Raw genomic sequence first — 18,325 nt, 5'->3', positions numbered from 1 at the left:
TGGGTTTACGAATGCCGCATGGTTATGCCAGCGCGGCAGCCGTCTGTGTCGAGGGGTGGCGCATGTCCAGGGAGCAACGCGGGCCGAACGAAAAGCTCGGCGCCGTTCTCGCCCTCGCGGGAATCAGCAACGCAGGACTCGCACGACGCGTCAACGACCTCGGCGCACAACGCGGGTTGACTCTTCGCTACGACAAGACGTCGGTGGCGCGCTGGGTGTCGAAGGGCATGGTTCCGCAGGGCGCGGCGCCGCACCTCATCGCGGCTGCCATCGGCCAGAAACTCGGCCGTCCGGTGCCGCTCCACGAGATCGGCCTGGCAGATGCGGATCCGGCCCCGGAAGTGGGGCTGGCCTTCCCCAGAGACGTAGGACAGGCGGTGAAGTCGGCGACGGAGCTGTACCGTCTCGACCTCGCCGGGCGCCGCGCCGGCTCGGGCGGAATCTGGCAGTCGCTCGCCGGGTCGTTCGCGGTGAGCGCATACGCAACGCCCGCCTCACGATGGCTGATAACCCCCGCCGACAGCTCGGTCGCACGCGAGGCGAACTCCTCCGAGGGCTCCGGCGCACCGATCAAAGTCGGCCACAGCGATGTCCGCAAGCTGCGGGAGGCTGCCGAGGACGCCAGGCGCTGGGACTCCAAGTACGGAGGCGGCGACTGGCGTTCGTCCATGGTGCCGGAGTGTTTGAGGGTGGAGGCGGCACCGCTGCTGCTCGGCTCGTACTCCGACGAGGTCGGCCGCGCCCTGTTCGGGGCCTCCGCCGAACTCACCCGGCTCGCGGGCTGGATGGCCTTCGACACCGGCCAGCAGGAGGCCGCACAGCGGTACTACATCCAGGCGCTGCGCCTCGCTCGCGCCGCCGCCGACGTCCCCCTCGGAGGCTATGTGCTGGCCTCCATGTCACTGCAGGCGACGTACCGGGGCTTCGGCGACGAGGGCGTCGATCTCGCCCAGGCCGCCCTGGAGCGCAACCGGGGACTGGCCACCGCCCGCACCATGAGCTTCTTCCGCCTGGTCGAGGCCCGCGCACACGCGCGCGCGGGCGACGCGCAGGCGGCCGGCGCCGCGCTGAAGGCGGCGGAGGGGTGGCTGGAGCGGTCGAGAGACGGTGACCACGACCCGTCCTGGCTCGGTTTCTACTCCTACGACCGGTTCGCCGCGGACGCGGCCGAGTGCTACCGCGACCTGAAGGCGCCCCGGCAGGTCCGCCGCTTCACCGAACAGGCGCTGTCGCGGCCGACGGAGGAGTTCGTACGGTCGCACGGGCTGCGGCTGGTCGTCTCCGCGGTCGCCGAACTGGAGTCGGGGAACCTGGACGCGGCCTGCGAGCAGGGTGTGCGGGCCGTGGAGGTGGCCGGGCGGATCTCGTCCGCCCGGACGACGGAGTACGTCAAGGACCTTCTGCACCGGTTGGAGCCGTACGGGGACGAGCCACGGGTGGCGGAGCTCCGGGAGCGGGCCCGGCCCTTGCTGATGGCTCCGGCGTGAGCGGCACCTCGCACACTCCGACATGAGCGTGCACCCCCGCACCCTCCGCATGAACGGCACCCCCGCACACTCCGGCGTGAGAGAGACCCCACACGCTCCGGTCTGAGAGACACCCCACACGTTTGAAGGCGTTGTCAGTGGCGCAGTGCACTATCGAGGTGGGAGGTGGTGCGAATGCGCGTGGGTGCGTACGACTGCGACGTGCTGGTGGTCGGCGGGGGGATCGTCGGACTGTCCACCGCCTACGCGATCACGCGTGCCGCACCGGGCACGCGGGTGACCGTGCTGGAGAAGGAGCTGGGTCCGGCCCGGCACCAGACGGGGCGCAACAGCGGGGTCATCCACAGCGGGATCTACTACCGTCCGGGCTCCCTGAAAGCGCGGTACGCGGTGCGCGGCGCCGCCGAGATGGTGAAGTTCTGCGCCGAGTACGGCATCGCACACGCCGTCACCGGCAAGCTGATCGTCGCCACCGAGCGGGCGGAACTGCCCCGGCTGCACGCACTCGTCCAGCGCGGCCGGGAGAACGGCATCCCGGTGCGGGAGCTGGGCGCCGCGCAGATCGGCGAGTACGAGCCGGAGGTACGGGGACTCGCGGCCATACACGTCGGGACGACCGGCGTGTGCGACTTCGTGGGCGTCGCCCGGCAGCTCGCGCAGGCCTCCGGGGCCGAGATCCGGTACGGCGCACGGGTCGTCCGCGTGGACCGGCGCCCGGAGCGGGGCGTGGCCGTGCTCACCTCGGCCGGCGACGTCGTACGCGCGCGCGTGCTGGTGAACTGCGCCGGGCTGCACTGCGACGAGGTGGCCCGGCTGACCGGGGACGAGCCCGGGGTCCGGATCGTGCCGTTCCGTGGGGAGTACTACGAGCTGGCGCGGCCGGAGCTGGTGCGCGGCCTGGTGTATCCGGTGCCGGATCCGGCGTTCCCGTTCCTCGGGGTGCATCTGACCAGAGGGATCGACGGCGGCGTGCACATCGGACCGAACGCGGTGCCGGCGCTGGCCCGCGAGGGCTACGGCTGGGGCGTCGTACGCCCCCGGGAGCTGGCCGGGACGGTGACCTGGCCGGGCTCGTGGGCGATCGCCCGGCGGCACTGGCGGTACGGCGCGGGTGAGCTGCGCCGCTCACTGTCGAAGCGGGCGTTCGTGGAGGCGGTGCGCAGACTGCTGCCCGCGGTCCAGCCGCAGGACCTGGTGCCGGCCCCTGCCGGAGTGCGCGCCCAGGCGGTGCTGCAGGACGGGACGCTGGTGGACGACTTCCTGATCAGACAGGGGGCGCGGGCGGTGCACGTGCTGAACGCGCCGTCGCCGGCGGCGACCGCCTCGCTGCCCATCGGGCGGGAGGTGGGGCGCAGGGCGCTGGACATGCTCGGCTCGCTGCAGTGAGCCCTTGCGCCGGCCCTTCCACCGGCCTTTCCCCTGCTCACCCAACCGTCCCCCCACCCGTCTCTCCGCTGACAGGGCGCCGTCCCGGCAGCCGTAAACTCGGTCTTACTGTGTCTGACTCCCTGAACACCCCCGAAGCACCGCAGCCCGTCGCCGCCGTGCCTCACACCCACGTCCCCGGTGTCTCCGCCCAGCACACCCGGCCCAGAGGTGAGCCGCGGTTCCCGAACGGGCCCAAGGCCGACCCCGCCGGGTCGCACTTCGAGCGGCGCATCCGGAGCTTCCAGCCGCGCCGGAGCCGGGTGACCGCCGGGCAGGCCGACGCCCTGCAACGGCTGTGGCCCACGTGGGGGCTGGACATCGACGGACAGCAGACCATCGACCCCGTCCAGCTGTTCGGGAACACCAACCCCGTCGTCCTGGAGATCGGGTTCGGCATGGGTGAGGCCACCGCGCAGATGGCCGCCGCGGACCCCGGCACCAACGTCCTCGCCGTGGACGTCCACACCCCGGGGCAGGGAAACCTCCTCAGCCTCGCCGAGCAGAACGGGCTTTCCAACATCCGGGTCGCCAACGGCGACGCGATCATCCTGCTCAGGGAGATGCTGCGGCCCGACTCACTGGACGGGCTGCGCGTCTACTTCCCGGACCCCTGGCCCAAGAAGCGGCATCACAAGCGGCGGCTCATCCAGCCCGAGTTCCTGACGCTCGCCGCGACCCGGCTCAAGCCCGGGGCGACCGTGCACTGCGCGACCGACTGGGAGCCGTACGCCGAGCAGATGCTCGATGTGCTCACCGCGCACCCCGACTTCGAGAACACCCAGGCAGACGGCGGTTTCGCGCCACGCCCCGACTTCCGGCCGCTGACCCGTTTCGAGGGGCAGGGACTGGACAAGGGACACGTGGTGAACGATCTGATCTTCCGGCGCGTACCGCACCGGGACCGACAGCCGCACGCCGACCGATAACCGCGACCGACAACCGCGAGCAATACCGCGAGCGACAACCGCACGCCTACCGACGACGGCACCAGCACCAGCTCTCCTCGTCCCTCGCCCTGCCACCGTTAGGGTCGATGCCGTGGCCACCAGTCCTCCGTACCCGCCGTACGCCGCCCCCGGCGACGGCTCGCTCCCCGACCCGCACTGGTGGCAGCGCGGCTGGGTGCGATACGGGGCGCTGGTCACCCTGCTCGCCCTGTCCGGCCTGGTCATCCTCGCGCTGGTACGCCGGCAGACCGGAACCGAGGGGTTCCTCGTCGGGCTCGGGCTGGCCGGGCTGCCGGTGCCGTGGCTCATCGCTGCCTTCTGCTGGCTGGACCGGGTGGAGCCGGGCCCCTGGCGGAACCTGCTGTTCGCGTTCGCCTGGGGCGCGTGCGCGGCGGCGCTGATCGCCATCGTCGCCAACAGCTTCGCGACGAAGTGGATAGCCACCGCGGATCCCGCGAGCGCCGACACGCTCGGCGCCACCGTGATAGCCCCGATCGTCGAGGAGTCCGCGAAGGCCGCGGCCGTGCTGCTGGTCTTCGTCTTCCGCAGACGGGACTTCACCGGGATCGTGGATGGGGTGGTGATAGCCGGGATCACCGCCACCGGGTTCGCGTTCACCGAGAACGTCCTCTACCTCGGCACGGCCTTCGGGACGGACCAGCTCACCGGCGACCGCGGCATCGCCTCCGTCACCGCCGCCACCTTCTTCGTGCGCATCGTGATGTCCCCGTTCGCGCACCCCCTGTTCACCGTGCTCACCGGCATCGGCTTCGGCCTCGCCGCGCGGTCCGCCGACCGGCAGCACGTACGGCGCGTACTGGTCCCGCTCGGCGCGCTGCTGCTCGCGATGGGCGTGCACGCCCTCTGGAACGGCTCCTCGGCCTTCGGCCATTACGGGTTCTTCGCCGTCTACGGCGCGTTCATGATGCCCGCGTTCGGGCTGGTGACCTGGCTCGCGATCTGGACGCGGCAGCGGGAGCTGCGGACCGTGCGGGAGGAGCTGCCGCCGTATGTGTACACCGGGTGGCTCGGGCCGGCCGAGCCGTTCGTGCTCGGTTCGATGCGGGCGCGGCGGCTGGCCCGCGACCACGCCCGGCGGCACTTGGGGGGACGTCCCGCGGCACGCGCGGTGGCGGAGTACGAGGCCAGCGCCACCTCGCTGGCGTTCCTGCGGCACCGGGCCCGACGGGGGCGGGCCGGGCCCGACTTCGCCGTACGGGAGCGGGAGCTGCTGGCGGAGCTGTGGAAGCGCAGGGATGTCTCGCGGCCGGCGTTGGAGTACGCGGCCAGGGCCTCCGCTCCGGCGCCGGTGTACTGGGGTCCGTACGGGTATCCGGCGGTGCCGTACCCCGCGTACAACCCGTATCGGACGTAGCCCGGTGGGTTGCGGAGGCGGCACCGCCGGAACGGACGGTGCTAGGCCGACGCCTCCGCCAGCTGCTTCAGGTCCGCGTCCGTCAGCCTCAGCTCCGCCACGCCCAGCAGTGCCGGCAGCTGGTCCACCGTCCGTGCGGAGGCGATCGGTGCCGTGATCGTCGGCTGGGCCGCCAGCCAGGCGAGGGCGACGGTGGCCACGGAGGCCTCGTGGGCCTCGGCGATCTCGTCCAGGGCAGCGAGGACACGGCGTCCGCGCTCGGAGTCCAGGTGTTTCGCGGCCGCGCCGGCGCGGGCGCTGTCGACCGTCGTACCGGGACGGTACTTGCCGGTGAGGAAACCCGAGGCCAGCGAGAAGTACGGGACGGCCGCGAGGCCCTCGCGGGCGGTGAGGTCGCGCAGCGGGCCCTCGTAGGTGTCGCGGGAGACCAGGTTGTAGTGGGGCTGGAGGGCGACGTAACGGGCGAGGCCCTCGCGGCGGGAGAAGTCGAGGGAGGCCTGGAGGCGCTCCGGGGTGATGTTGGAGGCCGCGATGTGCCGGACCTTCCCGGCCTTCACCAGCTCGTCCAGGGCGCCGATGATCTCCTCGACCGGCACCTCGGGCTTGTCGAAGTGGGTGTAGTAGAGGTCGATGTGGTCGGTGCCCAGACGGCGCAGGGAGGCGTCCGCGGCGGCCTTGATGGTGGCCGCGGACAGGCCCTGGTAGTCCGGGTGCTGGCTGACCTTGGTCGCGACGACGATGTCGGAGCGGTTGCCACGGGCCTTCAGCCACTTGCCGATGATGGTCTCCGACTCGCCACCCCTGTTGCCCTCGGCCCAGGCCGAGTAGGAGTCCGCGGTGTCGACGAAGTTGCCGCCGGCCGCCGCGTAGGCGTCGAGGACGGCGAAGGACGTTTCCTCGTCGGCGGTCCAGCCGAAGACGTTGCCGCCGAGGGCGAGCGGGAAGACTTCCAGGTCGGAGGAGCCGAGTGTGCGCAGAGCAGTCATGCTCTGCGGCAACACCGGCACCGGTGGTCACATTCCGTGCAGCGGGGCGGCGGGGCGCCGGAAACGCGAGGGGCAGGGGCGCGCGCCGGAAGCGAACCGGCAGCCCTGACGTCGGGGGGGTGCCGTCAGGACCGCCGGGGCGGGGGGTGGTGTCCGCGGAGGCGGGACGGATCAGGGGTTGAGGCCCTTGTCGCGCAGCCAGGTCATCGGGTCGACGGCGGTCGCCTGGCCGCCGGGGTGGACCTCCAGGTGGAGGTGCGGGCCGGTGACGTTGCCGGTGGCGCCGATGCGGCCGATGACGTCGCCGGTGTTGACCTTCTGGCCGACGCTGACGTTGATCGAGGACTGGTGGCAGAACCACAGCTCGGTGCCGTCGTCCAGGGTCAGCACGGTCCGGTAGCCGTAGGCGCCGGCCCAGCCCGCCTGCGTGACGGTGCCGCTGTGGACGGCCTTGATGAGCGTGCCCGTGGGAGCGGCGAAGTCGAGGCCGGTGTGGTAGCCGGAGGACCACATCGAGCCGGGCTGCCCGAAGGTGCCGGTCAGGGTGTACGAGACGACGGGCAGGGTGAACTGCTTGGCCAGCTGGGCCAGGCGCTCGGCCTCGGCCTTCTTCTTCGCGATGGCCTCGGCCTGCTCCTTGGCGGCGGCGGCCTTGGCGGCGGCCTCCTGCTCCGCCTTCGCAGCCGCGGCGTCCGTCTGCTTCTCGGCGGCGGCGACCGCAGCGGCGGTGGCCTTGCTGTCGGCCTGGCCCTGCTGCTGCTCGGCCTGGGCCATGATCCGGTTGCGCAGGGCCTCACCCGCGTCCGTGTTGCTCCGCGCGTCCGCGGAGTCCACGCCGACCTGGCTGAGCGTGTCCTCGGTGGCCGCCTCGGGCGCGTGCGGGGAACCGTCCTCGAGCAGGGAGTCGACGGAGGAGGGCAGGTCGGGCAGCGAGACGGCGACCGGGGGCTTGCCGGAGTTTGCGCTGGCGATGCCGCCCGCGCCGACCGCGGCCAGGACGCCGACGCCGAGGACGGTGGAGCTGCGCGCGAGTCCGCCGCGCTGCTTGGCGACACGGTGCCGGCCGCGGACCGGGCGGACGGACTCCTCGGTGGGGTTCCACTCCTCCCAGGGCCCCTCTTCGGCCGGGTGGGGGCCGTAGCCGAAGGCTTCGGTCTCGCGCTGAGCCGGGATGAACGGGGCTTCTGGGGCAGGCCGGTTGGACGCCACGCGGGCGCACTCCTTTCCTTCCTCCGCCTACCGGGTTAGCTGACGGGTTCGGAGCAGGAAGGTCTCCTACACGCGGGAGCCTGTCGTGGACTCGCTCGAGTTCATGACGGCGTCCGCGCGATTCACCCCAAGGTGGTGGTTCCCCGGTTCCCTCACGGGATTCGGCGCGTGAGCGCGGAGCCGCCTCTGGTGACGGCTGGGACGACCGCGCTGCGTTATCGAACGTTAATAGACCCAGCTGTCAGATTCCAAGCCGTTCAGCTTGATCATTAACGCGTTGCGGGGTGGATATAAGCGTCATAACCGAGAGAAAAAGGGCGACTTGACCGGGATTCAGGAGTCACGGTGTTTTTGATGGTGACTCAGATATTATGCGTACGGCTGTCGACCGGTCACCCTGAGTGTCTGCGCCACCCGAAGCCATCCGATGACGCAAACACTCAGGGCCGGAATCCATGTACTGGATTCCGGCCCTGAGCCTTCAGTAGCGGGGACAGGATTTGAACCTGCGACCTCTGGGTTATGAGCCCAGCGAGCTACCGAGCTGCTCCACCCCGCGTCGGTATGGCTCTAGTGTACGCCATCCGCGGGGCGGCGAGCACACCGGTTTATTCACCGGTCAGCAGGTGACGGTTCGGCGCCATGGCCGACTCCTCGTACTCGGTCAGCAGGACGACGTCGACGCCCTCGGCCGACAGCAGTCCGGTACCGTCGGCCGCCGCCACGAACGTGTCCGGCTCGCGCCAGGCCGTGACCACCCGCCGCACCCCCGCCGACAGGATCAGCCGCGCACAGGGAGCGGGCCGTGAGGCCCGGCGGGCACAGGGCTCCAGGCTGCTGTAGACGGTGGCCGAGGGCAGCCTCGGGTCGGCCGGGCCGATCTTCGCCAGCGCCGCCTCCTCCGCGTGGACGACCGGGTCGCCACCCTCCCGCGAGTGGCCGCGCGCCAGCTCGGTCCCGTCCTCGGCCACCACCACCGCCCCCACGCTGAACGCCGTCTCCGAGGGCGGGCACAGCGCTGCCAGCTCGCATGCGATGCGCGTCCAGTGCCGGTCGGCGGCCGTGACCGACCGGCCGGTTCCGGGCGCGGTCGGCTCGTACCGCATCAGTACGACGTCCTCGATGCGGCGGGTCTCGGTGAGACGGAGACGACCGGCCTGGTACGCACCCGGGCCGAACAGCCGGGGGGCCTTCGGGTCCCCGACGAGCAGAGGGGCGAGGACCAGCTGGAGTTCGTCGGCGAGGCCCTGCTGGAGGAGCTGGGTGTGGACGGTGCCGCCGCCCTCGACCATCAGGCGCCGTACGCCGCGCACGTCGTGCAGGTGCTCCAGCAGGGCCCGCCAGTCGAGGCCGGGGCCGAGCGGCACGACATCGGCTGCGACACCGAGGCGGCGGGCCCGCTCGGCGCCCTCGTCGGTGGTGTAGACGAGCTTCTCGCCGCCGGTGTGCCAGAAGCAGGCGGCCGGGTCGAGGTCACCGGAGGCGGTGACCGTCACCTTCAGCGGATACTCCGGCCTGCCCGCACCGACGCGGGCCGCGCGGCGCTCCGGGGAGTTGACCAGGAGCCGTGGGTTGTCCGCTCGGAGGGTGCCGGCGCCGATGAGGACGGCGTCGGCCGAGGCCCGTGTCTCGTCGACCCGGTCGAAGTCGGCCGGGCTGGACAGCAGGAGTCGCTCGGGGCCGGTGTCGTCCAGGTAGCCGTCGAGGGAGACGGCGGCGGACAGCAGCACGTACGGCAGGGGCATCGGCGTCCTCTTTCGGAAGCGGACTTGCTGAGTCGTACCTTCTGAGCGGACTGTCTGAGGCCCACTTTCTCAGGCGGACGGCTGGCTTGGTTCAAGTTTGAAACAAACTTACACTGGCCGCATGACGACCCGCTGGCTCACGCCCGAGGAGCAGCGCGCGTGGCGCGCCTACATCGCCGCCTCCCAGCTGCTGGAGGACGCGATCGACCGGCAGCTCCAGCAGCAGGCCGGCATGCCACACCTGTTCTACTCCGTGCTCGCCAACCTCTCCGAGTCGCCCGACCGGCGGCTGCGCATGACCGATCTCGCTGAGAGGCTGAAGATCACGCGCAGCAGGCTGACGTACGCGGTGACCCGGCTGGAGCGGGACGGGCTGGTGCGCCGCGAGGCCTGCGGATGGGACAAGCGCAGCTGGTTCGCGGCACTGACGGACGAAGGGATGGCGGTGCTGGAGCGTACGGCGCCCGGGCACGTCGACACGGTGCGCGCCGCACTCTTCGACCGGCTCACCCCGGAGCAGGTCCGGCAGCTGGAGGAGATCTGCACGGGGATCGCGGGCGGGTTGCAGGGCGATGACGCCGGGCCCGGGACAACGGCGGGCGGCGACGTCCCGTGGCGGCGCCGCTCGTCGTGCGGATGACCCGCGTCCGCGCAGCGACCGGTCACGATTGCTTTAACTTTTAAGCATGCGGTAGGGTCCCGTGACCTACTGCTTCAAATGTGAAGCAACCGCCCTGGGAGGGACCGCATGCCCGACACCCCCGCCGCCACACCGCGCGCCCGCGTCCGGGTGCCGCTGCGCTTCCACGACGGCTACAGCGCCGACGCCGAACTCGTCACCTTCCACGGTCTGGCCGACGGCCAGGAGCACGTCGCCGTCATCCTCGGCGACCCCGGGCCGGTTCCCCTGGTCCGCCTGCACTCCGAGTGCCTGACCGGCGACGTCTTCGGCTCGGCCCGCTGCGACTGCGGCCCGCAGCTGCGCGAGGCGGTCGAACGCATCGCCGACCGCGGCGGCGTCCTGCTCTACCTCCGTCAGGAGGGCCGCGGCATCGGCCTGTACAACAAGCTCGACGCCTACGCCCTCCAGGACCAGGGCCTCGACACCTACGAAGCGAACGCCGCCCTCGGCCTCCCGGAGGACGCCCGCGACTACACGGCCGCCGCGCAGATGCTGGGCGCCCTCGGCATCGGGGAACTGGACCTGCTGTCCAACAACCCCGACAAGGCCGAACAGTTGCGCGTGCTGGGAGTCGCCGTACGGGACCGGGTACCGACCGGCGTCTTCACCACCGCGCACAACGTCCGCTACCTGCGGGCGAAGGTCCTCCAGACCCAGCACACGCTGCCCCTGACCGAGCTGACCGATCCCGCCGAGCCGACCGGACTTGCCGGACTTGCCGGACTGACCGAGCTGAGCGCCGGCTGACGACCGGTGCACGTTCAGCCGCGGGCCTGTGGTTGTGCGGGGCCGACGCGGTGCACGGCGGTCCATTCGCCGGCTTGGGCGCTCCACGGCGCCGGTTCACCGAGGGGGTGAAGGACTCGGTGCCGACACCCAGCACGCCTACCGCGGCACGGGCACGGAGACCTGCCAGGTGATCACGACGGTCCACCTGCCGCCCGCCCCCACCCGCGCCGGGCCCGCCGACCGGGTGAGCGGCCTTCAGGCTTCCGGTGGCAGGTACGGGTGGCTCGCGATGTCGGCTGCCTGGTCAGTCATCACCCGGCCCGGCGCCGACCTGGGCGGGGACGAGGAGGAGCCGAGTCGGGTCAGGCTGCGGTACAGGGCGGCGCGTCGGCGGTCGGCCGGGCTGACGCCCCAGCTGGAGTAGCGTGGTCAGGGCGAGGCGGTTTCCCGTGTTCGCACCACATCGTCGAACGGGTGGTCCTCTCATGACCGACTCCGACACATCCAGTGGTTCCCGGCATCTGCCGAGCGGTGTCCACCCTGCCGTGAAGCCGGGGAGCGCACTGCTCCGGCTGGAGACGACGGCATCACGCGAAGGCGTACTCGACGGTGCATGGTGGCCGCGGTCGCGTGACATCGGGGCCGAGTTGCCCGCGCTGCTGAGCGCCCTCACCCAGTACCTGGGCCCGCTGAGCCGGGTCGGGCTGGATGCCACGGCTTGGCAGGAGCTTCCGACGCGGATCGTCATCGACGACCGCGTGGTGCACGTGGACTCGTTCCCGGTGGGTGACGACACGGTCTTGATCACCCGGGGCGACAGAGACCACTTCTCGTTGCTGGTTGTCCCGCCGGAGGCGACACCGGAGGCCGCTCACGCGGCGATGTCCCAGGCTGTCCTGGTCGGCAACATCAGCTCGGCGGAACAGATCCTCATCGACACAGGAGGCGGGCAGACGGCGCCCGGCCGGTGAATCGCCTCACCCCGCGGCAGATCCGGCGGTGCGGTCAGCCGCACCATTCCACCAGGAGCAGCGTGGCGTCGTCCGTCGTACGCCCGCCCCGGGCCCGCTTGAGTGTGTGCGACAGGGAACGCGCCACCGCCCGGACCCCTCGGCCGGTCCTCTCCAACCCGTTCACCCAGTCGATCAACTGCTCCTCCCCGAACTGTTCCTCGCCCACCGTGTGCTCCTCGATCAGCCCGTCGGTGAAGCAGAGGACGCGGTCACCCCGCTCCAACCGCAGCTCACTCACCTCCGGCTCCGCACCCCCCAGGCCCACCGGCAGAGTCGTCGGCCCCACCAGCCGGCCCGTGACACGGTGGTCGCGGACGAGCATCGGCGCGGGATGGCCGGCGTTGACCCACTGCAGGCGACCCGTCGTCGTGTCCAGCCGCATCATCTGCGCGGTGACGAAGTGGTCGGCGCCGAACTGTCCCGCCACGGCACGGTCCATGAAGGCGTAGATCTCCGTCAGACCGGTGCCGAGGCGGCGGGCGTGGCGGTAGGCGCCGATGGCCACGGTGGCCGCGCCCAGCCCGTGCCCCATCGCGTCGATCATGGCCAGCTGGAGGACGTCGCCGTTGAGCGCGTAGTCGAAACTGTCCCCCGCCACGTCGTAAGCGGGCTCCAGCACCCCGGCCAGGGCGACACGCGGCATGATCATGGCCAGGGGCGGCAGCAGGGACCACTGGATCTCGGCGGCCACGCTCATCGGTTCACCGCGTCGGGTGCGGAAGAACAGGTCGGAGTATCCGTGCTTGGTCACCAGCAGGTCGGCCACCAGCCCGGAGAGCCGGCGCAGGAGACGGCGGTCGTCGTCGTCGAGGCGGTCCAGCGTCACGGCCATGACGCCCACCTGATCGCCACCGTCCAGCAGCGGCAGGTGGACCCGTACTCCGTCGTCCTCGGGCAGTTCGACGGGCAGCGCATCGAGGAAGCAGCGGCCCGCTGCGGAATCGTCGATCGCCTGCGGGTGGCCGCCCGCGAGGCCCTCACCGGGCAGGGGTACGAGGAGCAGCTGGCCGTAGTCCTGCAGCAGGACCTGCGGACGGCGGCCCCCCAGTCGCTCCGTCATGTCGGCGACCAGTGGGCCGATGAGGTGGGGCGGAAGCTCGTGCGCGCGGTCGAGGACCGCCCCCAACAGCGCTTCCCCGAAGCTCTCGAAGCGATCTGCGCGCGGCTCGGCCGTCATCCGCTCACTCCGTCATGGTCCGTTCTGCTGCCCGTCGCTCCCCTTGCCGAAACCGTCCTCGAACCGTGCGAGGACACTCTGAGCCGACAGCGTCTTCCAGGGATCGGCGACGGCCCATCAGCCGGCCGGCGCTTCCACCGCCCGCCGGGAACGGCGCCGCCGGATCGTACGCCCGACATGCCCTCGGTGCCTCTCCGGCTACGCCCGGTTCGGATCGGCGACCCGAGGCGCAGCCACCGGCCCGCTCTGCGGTGCGCCGGCGCGCAGGCGCTGCTCCGGCGAGGCCCGCAGCAGCGGGGGAGCCGCCGACCGGACCGGACACGCCGAGTCCACGTCGCCGGCAAGCGCAAGTGTCGGCACACCTCGGATGTGTCCGTGAGGGGCGTACCGCCTGCCGAAGGTCGTAGAGAGATCCACGGCAGACGGCCCACTCGCGGGGCACTCTGCCTGACCCCACGCCTACGGGGTATCCACTGGGCCCAGCCCCAAGCACCCTGCGCAGACCGGAAGCACACCTGCTCCCGCACCGCTCACGCACAAGCCCGAAAACACGTCAGCGCCCGAGCCGGCCGAAGCCGACTCAGGCGCTGCGTAGCAGGTCAGAGGGGGTCAACCCTCCCCTGCATCGGTAGGCCCTGTGGGACTCGAACCCACAACCAATGGATTAAAAGTCCACTGCTCTGCCAATTGAGCTAAGGGCCCAGACGATGTTGCCTGTCCGAGCATAGCCGGACGTGGCCGGGTCTCCGATCGAGTATCGGGGACACGGCCACGTCGGGGTGTCGGGAACGGAGCCGGTGTGGTCAGTTTTCGGCCGGCTCGGGGGAGGTTCTGCGAGGGTGCGCCGGCTTCAGGAACCAGTGGCGTGCCGAGGCCAGCCACCAGGCCGCCGCGAAGCCCAGGACGACGAGGACGGCGACCGAGGCGTAGTTGAAGGTCTTCCAGGTGACCGGGGAGACCTGCGGGAGCATGAAGAGAACCGTGATCAGCCCGACCCAGGCGACCGACACGATCCCGACCGGGCGCGACCAGCGGCCCAGGTGCCACGGTCCGCGTTCGAACGCGGCGCCCTTGCGGAGCCGTAGCAGGGTCGGGATGACGTACGCGATGTACAGGCCGATCACCGCGATCGACGTCACCGCCGCGTACGCCGTCGAGTTGATCAGGTACGGCAGACCGAGGACCAGGGCGCCCAGTGCGGCCAGCCACACCGCCGCGACGGGCGTGCGGGTGCGTGGGCTGACGGTGTGCCAGATGCGGGAGAAGGGCAGGGCGCCGTCGCGGGAGAAGGCGTAGATCATGCGGCTGTTGGCGGTGACCGAGGCCATGCCGCAGAACAGCTGGGCGCCGATCACCACCAGCAGGAGCAGCTTGCCGGTCGTCGCGCCGAGGGCGTCCAGGAGGATCTGGGCGGGCGGAGCGCCGGTCGGGGACGCCAGCTCCTTGTCGTACGACTGGATCGCGAAGGTGAAGCCGAGCAGGAGGACGAAACCGGCCACCCAGGAGGTCCAGATCGAGCGGACGATGCCCTTCGGGCCCGCCGTCGACGCGTCGTGGGTCTCCTCCGTCATGTGGGCGGAGGCGTCGTAGCCGGTGAAGGTGTACTGGGCCATGAGGAGGCCGAGCAGTACGACGTAGGGGCTGCTGCTCCAGCCCGTCTTGTTGACGAACTCGGTGAAGACGAAGGACGCCGACCGGTGATGGTCGGGGACGATCGCCAGCGCCCCGACGATGACCGCCACCCCGAGCACGTGCCACCACACGCTCACGTCGTTCAGGAAGGCGACGCTGCGGACGCCGAAGGTGTTCAGCAGGCCGTGCAGCAGCAGGATCCCGGCGAAGAGGAGGACCGTACGGCCAGGGGTCACCCGGAAGCCGAACTGGAGGTCCAGGTAGGCGCCGAGGAAGGACGCGGCACCGAAGTCGATGCCTGCCGTCACGGCCACCTGCCCGAGCACGTTGAACCAGCCCGTGAACCACGCCCAGGCCGCCGCCGAGCGGGCCGGTGCCAGCCGGTGGGCCCAGAAGTACAGACCGGCCGAGGTCGGGTACGCCGAGCAGATCTCGGCCATCGACAGGCCGACGAACAGCGTCATCAGGCCCACCGCCACCCACCCCCAGGTGATCACCGCCGGGCCTCCGGTGACCATCCCGAAGAGGTACAGGGTCAGACAGCCGGACAGGACCGAGATGATCGTGAAGGAGACGGCGTAGTTCGAGAACGCCGACATCCGGCGGGCGAGGACCTGGGTGTAGCCGAGCTGGGCCAGCCGTTCCTCGTCCGACAGGCCGCTCACTCTCGCATCATCTGTCATGCCCCCAGCAATTCCCTTGCCGGGGGTGTGACATGCATCACCTACTGCATTGGTGAGGCTAGAAAAGACCCTTGTAGTACTGCCAGCCGCTGCCGATCTTCACCCGGGCCGCGAAGGAGCCCTTGCCGTCACCGGCGTTGCGGTACAGATTGCCCGCCCCGTCCCGCTCGACCAGGTCGCTCCTGCCGTCACCGGTGATGTCGCCGACGCCGACGATCGCGTTGTACGACGCCCCCCACCCGGTGAACACCTTCACCCGGTCCTTCAGCAGGCCGTTGCCCAGGCCGTCGTAGCGGTACAGCGTCCCGGCCTTGTCCCGCGCGAGTACGTCACCGATGCCGTCGCCGTTCAGGTCGCCGGCACCGACGATCTTCGTGTAGCCCGTCCACGCGGACCGGATCTTCTTCGCCGCCGCCAGCGTGCCGTCGCTCTTCGCCGCGAAGAGGTAGACATCACCGGTCGAGGACTTCCGGGCCAGCAGGTCGGCCCGCCCGTCACCGGTCAGGTCGCCGGGCGAGGTCAGCATGTTGTAGGCGTTCCAGCCGGTGCCGAGCTTGGTGTACGGCGTGGAGGTGCTCAGCGCGCTGCCGCAGGGAACCTTGTAGCCGCGCAGTGACCCGTCGCCCATGCGCACCAGCACGTCGTTGCAGAGGTCCTTGTTCAGGTCGCCGAACGGAACGGCGACCGTCTTCGTCGACCAGCCGTTGGCCGAGACCTTCCCGGAGAACGTGCCCTTGCCCGTCCCCTGCTGGAAGGTCAGCCAACCCGAGGAGCTGAGGGTGAGCAGATCCCCGTAGCCGTCGGCACCGACATGGTCGTGGCGCACCGGGCTGCCCTTGACGATCCGGACCGAGCCGCTCAGCTGCAGGGGCGCGCCGGTCCCGTCGGCCGGGGTGACGGACAACGCCCACTCGTACGTCCCGTTCGGCAGGGGCACGTCACGGCGCGTGTCCACCCCCAACCAGGGCACGTTCAGCTCGCCGCGCGCCACGGCGGTACTGTCCGAGATGTCGACGACCTTGCCGGTCGCCTTGGAACGCACGGTCAGCAGCCAGCCCGAGGCCGGCTTGGACAGCAGCACCGTGGTCAGGGTGTCCGGGACCGTGTCGACGGAGTGCGGGGTGACCGTGCCGGCGTTCTGCGCGGGCGCGAGCAGCCGCAGCGGCTGCTGGGCGACACCGGACGGCACGAGGTGGATCTGCTCCCGGTCGTCGACGTAGGCGGCGTTCGGCCCGGACTCGTCGACCGTCCAGCGCACGTCCCGCTGCGAGACACCGGTGTCGGGCAGGTCGCCGATCACCCGGCTCTCCGGCGTGCCGCCCGCGACGGTCGTGAGCACCAGCTTCCCGGCCTGCTTGTCGTGCGTGACGACGTACCCGTCGCCGAGCTTCGCCTCGTCGGCCGGCACCGGCACGGACTTCTTCGCCGTGCGGTCGTACACCCCGGCCCGGTCGCCGCAGGTCCAGTACAGATAGCGGCCGAGCGCCTGGAGCTCGGTGGGGGTGCAGCCGGAGTCGAGGGTGAGGGTCTCGACGGTCTTCTTCGTGGTCAGGTCGTACGCGGTGACCTGGCCGGGCTCCGCGCCGGCCGTCCAGAGCACGTCGCCGGAGAGCGCCGCGGCACCTGGGGTGCGGGTGACCTTGGCCTGCGCGTCGTCGTGGATCTTGTAGACGTACTGCTGGGTGGCGGTGGTGTACAGGACGTACTCGCCGGAGACGTCGGTGATCCGTCCGCCGGCGGGCACAGAGCGCTCCCACCAGCTGTGCGCGCCCGGACCGTTGACGCGGAGCCGGTCGTAACCGCCGGAATCACGGTTCAGCCAGACGGTCGGTCCCGCCGCCGTGCCGAACACCTGCGAACAGCCGACGTCCGTCGGCGCGCAGGCGTACAGCTTGATGTCGGTGCCGTCGTAGTTCGAACGGTCCCCGAACTCCGGTGTCCCGGTCACGGCGACGTCCCGCCCGTAGGTATCCCGTGTCTGGCTCACACTGTCGTCGGCCTCGACCAGCCGCCCCTGGTCCAGCGACAGGCCCTGGATCTGGAACGGCGGCCTCGGGAGCGCCTTCACCATCGTGACGGCGAGCCTGCCGTCCGCACCCGGACGGATGCGCTGGATGCCCCAGTCGTCGGCGCCGGTGCGGCCGACGACGAGCGCGGTGCCGTCGGGGGCGGCGGAGATCCCGCCGCCGCTGTAGGAGGTGGTGACCACCGTGACCGGGTCGCCGCCCGCGATCGGTACGGCCGTCACCTGCGCCCCCGCGCCGGGGCGGTGGACGAGCCAGTCGCCGACAACGGTGAGGTCGTAGGCCGTGTTGGCGCCGGTCGGGCTGTCCAGGGCGACCTCTGCCGGGGCGGCCGACAGGTCGGCGCGGGTGTACACGTACGCCTTGGTGGCGCCGTTCCCGGCGTACATGACGAGGTGGTCGGGCGAGAGCAGGGTGTTGATGCTGCCGTACGGCAGCACCGGGGTCCAGCTGCGCACCAGCCCGGTGTCCGGATCGACCTCGGCCATGCGCAGACCGTCCAGACCGACGCGGAACATCAGCCCCGAGGCGTCACCGCGCATCGGCTGGCCGATCGTCATCCCGGCCGGCCCGCCGTGGACGATCACGTCCCGCGTGGTGCCGTCGGACCCGGCGGTGAGCAGATGGAAGATCTTGACCGAGGCCCCGCCGTCCGGGGAGGCGAGGTCCTCCGACGTGACGACCGTGCTGCCGTAGACGCCGACTTGGCTCTGCCCCACGGGGACGTTCACCGTGCTCGTCGTGCCGTCGACCGCGTTCCAGAGGTCGACCCGGTCGCTGTAGCGGTAGGCGAGGACGTCACTGCCCGTGCCACTCATGATCATCGCGTCGCCGAGCGGCGGCGCACTGATCGTCCGGCCGTCCGAGTACCGCGTCCACAGGACGCCGGTACGGCCCTCCAGCCAGTGGAAGACCCCCTGCGCGCCGGCGCCCTCGCCGCCCCTCACGGTGGAGGCGTCGAAGAGCAAGGCCCCGGTGTAGGTGCTGCGGTACGTGGCCGGTACGACGGTTTCCTGCTCTGCGCCCGCTGCGACGGCGTCCAGCGGCCCGAAGGCGGAGGCCAGTGCGGCGGAGGCGGCGACGGCCACCACCGCGCGTCTCGCGTGCAAGCGGCGTACGAAGGCATGGCGAGCCATGATGTGTCCCCTCCCCGAGGATCAGCCGGGGGAGCAACCGCTCGCGACCTCCCCTGCCCCGCCGGTCGCATC

Annotated in this window: 14 protein-coding genes, 2 tRNA genes and 1 riboswitch; of the genes, 8 read left to right on the top strand and 8 right to left on the bottom strand. The window is 71.1% G+C overall.

The genetic code is table 11. The features are described from left to right. The first annotated feature begins 62 nt into the window (after positions 1-62). From K7G59_RS11590 to K7G59_RS11575, 4 genes are all read left to right on the top strand, one after another. Positions 63-1,487 (top strand): MFS transporter, encoded by a 1,425-nt coding sequence (locus K7G59_RS11590; protein ID WP_225833060.1) that lies wholly within the window; start codon positions 63-65, stop codon positions 1,485-1,487. 174 nt (positions 1,488-1,661) lie between these two features. Then, positions 1,662-2,873: an L-2-hydroxyglutarate oxidase gene (lhgO, locus tag K7G59_RS11585; protein ID WP_225833057.1), complete on the top strand. Its 1,212-nt coding sequence runs from the start codon at positions 1,662-1,664 to the stop codon at positions 2,871-2,873. A 110-nt stretch (positions 2,874-2,983) separates the two neighbouring features. After that, a complete protein-coding gene (trmB, locus tag K7G59_RS11580; protein WP_225833053.1) occupies positions 2,984-3,841 on the top strand; it encodes a tRNA (guanosine(46)-N7)-methyltransferase TrmB in 858 nt (285 codons plus the stop codon). 112 nt (positions 3,842-3,953) lie between these two features. Then, positions 3,954-5,237, top strand: coding sequence for a PrsW family intramembrane metalloprotease (locus K7G59_RS11575; RefSeq protein ID WP_225833050.1), 1,284 nt, complete (start codon positions 3,954-3,956; stop codon positions 5,235-5,237). 41 nt (positions 5,238-5,278) lie between these two features. Here K7G59_RS11575 and K7G59_RS11570 read toward each other — a convergent pair whose 3' ends face one another. The 4 genes from K7G59_RS11570 to K7G59_RS11555 form a co-directional block, all read right to left on the bottom strand. Beyond that, positions 5,279-6,223: an aldo/keto reductase gene (locus tag K7G59_RS11570; RefSeq protein WP_225833047.1), complete on the bottom strand. Its 945-nt coding sequence runs from the start codon at positions 6,221-6,223 to the stop codon at positions 5,279-5,281. Positions 6,224-6,394: 171 nt separating this feature from the next. Then, positions 6,395-7,432 carry a M23 family metallopeptidase gene (locus tag K7G59_RS11565; RefSeq protein ID WP_225833044.1) on the bottom strand — a complete coding sequence of 346 codons (1,038 nt, stop codon included), beginning with the start codon at positions 7,430-7,432 and terminating at the stop codon, positions 6,395-6,397. Between the two features lie 7 nt (positions 7,433-7,439). After that, positions 7,440-7,609, bottom strand: a riboswitch (cyclic di-AMP (ydaO/yuaA leader). Positions 7,610-7,917: 308 nt separating this feature from the next. Further along, positions 7,918-7,991: transfer RNA gene (locus K7G59_RS11560), tRNA-Met, on the bottom strand. A 49-nt stretch (positions 7,992-8,040) separates the two neighbouring features. Beyond that, on the bottom strand, positions 8,041-9,177 hold the full coding sequence (locus K7G59_RS11555) for a dihydrofolate reductase family protein (protein ID WP_225833043.1): 1,137 nt from the start codon (positions 9,175-9,177) through the stop codon (positions 8,041-8,043). A gap of 121 nt (positions 9,178-9,298) precedes the next feature. Here K7G59_RS11555 and K7G59_RS11550 point away from each other — a divergent pair, with 121 nt between their 5' ends. The 4 genes from K7G59_RS11550 (at position 9,299) to K7G59_RS11535 (ending at position 11,559) form a co-directional block, all read left to right on the top strand. Then, complete coding sequence (locus tag K7G59_RS11550) at positions 9,299-9,817, top strand: MarR family winged helix-turn-helix transcriptional regulator (protein WP_225833040.1); 519 nt, start codon at positions 9,299-9,301, stop codon at positions 9,815-9,817. Positions 9,818-9,925: 108 nt separating this feature from the next. Next, a complete protein-coding gene (gene ribA / locus K7G59_RS11545; protein WP_225833037.1) occupies positions 9,926-10,606 on the top strand; it encodes a GTP cyclohydrolase II in 681 nt (226 codons plus the stop codon). Positions 10,607-10,775: 169 nt separating this feature from the next. Further along, on the top strand, positions 10,776-11,012 hold the full coding sequence (locus tag K7G59_RS11540; protein WP_225833035.1) for a hypothetical protein: 237 nt from the start codon (positions 10,776-10,778) through the stop codon (positions 11,010-11,012). Between the two features lie 61 nt (positions 11,013-11,073). Then, entirely contained in the window at positions 11,074-11,559 is a 486-nt protein-coding gene (locus K7G59_RS11535) for a DUF5994 family protein (protein WP_225833033.1), read from the top strand. A 34-nt stretch (positions 11,560-11,593) separates the two neighbouring features. Here the strand turns inward: K7G59_RS11535 and K7G59_RS11530 are convergent, their stop codons facing one another. The 4 genes from K7G59_RS11530 to K7G59_RS11515 form a co-directional block, all read right to left on the bottom strand. After that, complete coding sequence (locus K7G59_RS11530) at positions 11,594-12,778, bottom strand: PP2C family protein-serine/threonine phosphatase (protein ID WP_225833031.1); 1,185 nt, start codon at positions 12,776-12,778, stop codon at positions 11,594-11,596. Between the two features lie 629 nt (positions 12,779-13,407). After that, positions 13,408-13,480, bottom strand: a tRNA-Lys gene (locus K7G59_RS11525). 101 nt (positions 13,481-13,581) lie between these two features. Beyond that, positions 13,582-15,093 carry an amino acid permease gene (locus K7G59_RS11520; RefSeq protein WP_225833029.1) on the bottom strand — a complete coding sequence of 504 codons (1,512 nt, stop codon included), beginning with the start codon at positions 15,091-15,093 and terminating at the stop codon, positions 13,582-13,584. A 58-nt stretch (positions 15,094-15,151) separates the two neighbouring features. Then, positions 15,152-18,253: a VCBS repeat-containing protein gene (locus tag K7G59_RS11515; RefSeq protein ID WP_225833027.1), complete on the bottom strand. Its 3,102-nt coding sequence runs from the start codon at positions 18,251-18,253 to the stop codon at positions 15,152-15,154. Positions 18,254-18,325 lie beyond the last annotated feature (72 nt).

The organism is Streptomyces sp. NK08204 (genome assembly GCF_020400585.1).
Classification (GTDB): Bacteria; Actinomycetota; Actinomycetes; order Streptomycetales; family Streptomycetaceae; genus Streptomyces.
This window is presented reverse-complemented; position numbering and strand designations above follow the sequence as displayed.

What these genes read in the sequence shown, in the direction of transcription:
- K7G59_RS11590 (WP_225833060.1), top strand. Translation starts at nt 63, where the DNA reads ATGTCCAGGGAGCAACGCGGGCCGAACGAAAAGCTCGGCGCCGTTCTC.
- lhgO (WP_225833057.1), top strand. Translation starts at nt 1,662, where the DNA reads ATGCGCGTGGGTGCGTACGACTGCGACGTGCTGGTGGTCGGCGGGGGG.
- K7G59_RS11570 (WP_225833047.1), bottom strand. Translation starts at nt 6,223, where the DNA reads ATGACTGCTCTGCGCACACTCGGCTCCTCCGACCTGGAAGTCTTCCCG.
- K7G59_RS11555 (WP_225833043.1), bottom strand. Translation starts at nt 9,177, where the DNA reads ATGCCCCTGCCGTACGTGCTGCTGTCCGCCGCCGTCTCCCTCGACGGC.
- K7G59_RS11550 (WP_225833040.1), top strand. Translation starts at nt 9,299, where the DNA reads ATGACGACCCGCTGGCTCACGCCCGAGGAGCAGCGCGCGTGGCGCGCC.
- ribA (WP_225833037.1), top strand. Translation starts at nt 9,926, where the DNA reads ATGCCCGACACCCCCGCCGCCACACCGCGCGCCCGCGTCCGGGTGCCG.
- K7G59_RS11535 (WP_225833033.1), top strand. Translation starts at nt 11,074, where the DNA reads ATGACCGACTCCGACACATCCAGTGGTTCCCGGCATCTGCCGAGCGGT.
- K7G59_RS11530 (WP_225833031.1), bottom strand. Translation starts at nt 12,778, where the DNA reads ATGACGGCCGAGCCGCGCGCAGATCGCTTCGAGAGCTTCGGGGAAGCG.
- K7G59_RS11520 (WP_225833029.1), bottom strand. Translation starts at nt 15,093, where the DNA reads ATGACAGATGATGCGAGAGTGAGCGGCCTGTCGGACGAGGAACGGCTG.
- K7G59_RS11515 (WP_225833027.1), bottom strand. Translation starts at nt 18,253, where the DNA reads ATGGCTCGCCATGCCTTCGTACGCCGCTTGCACGCGAGACGCGCGGTG.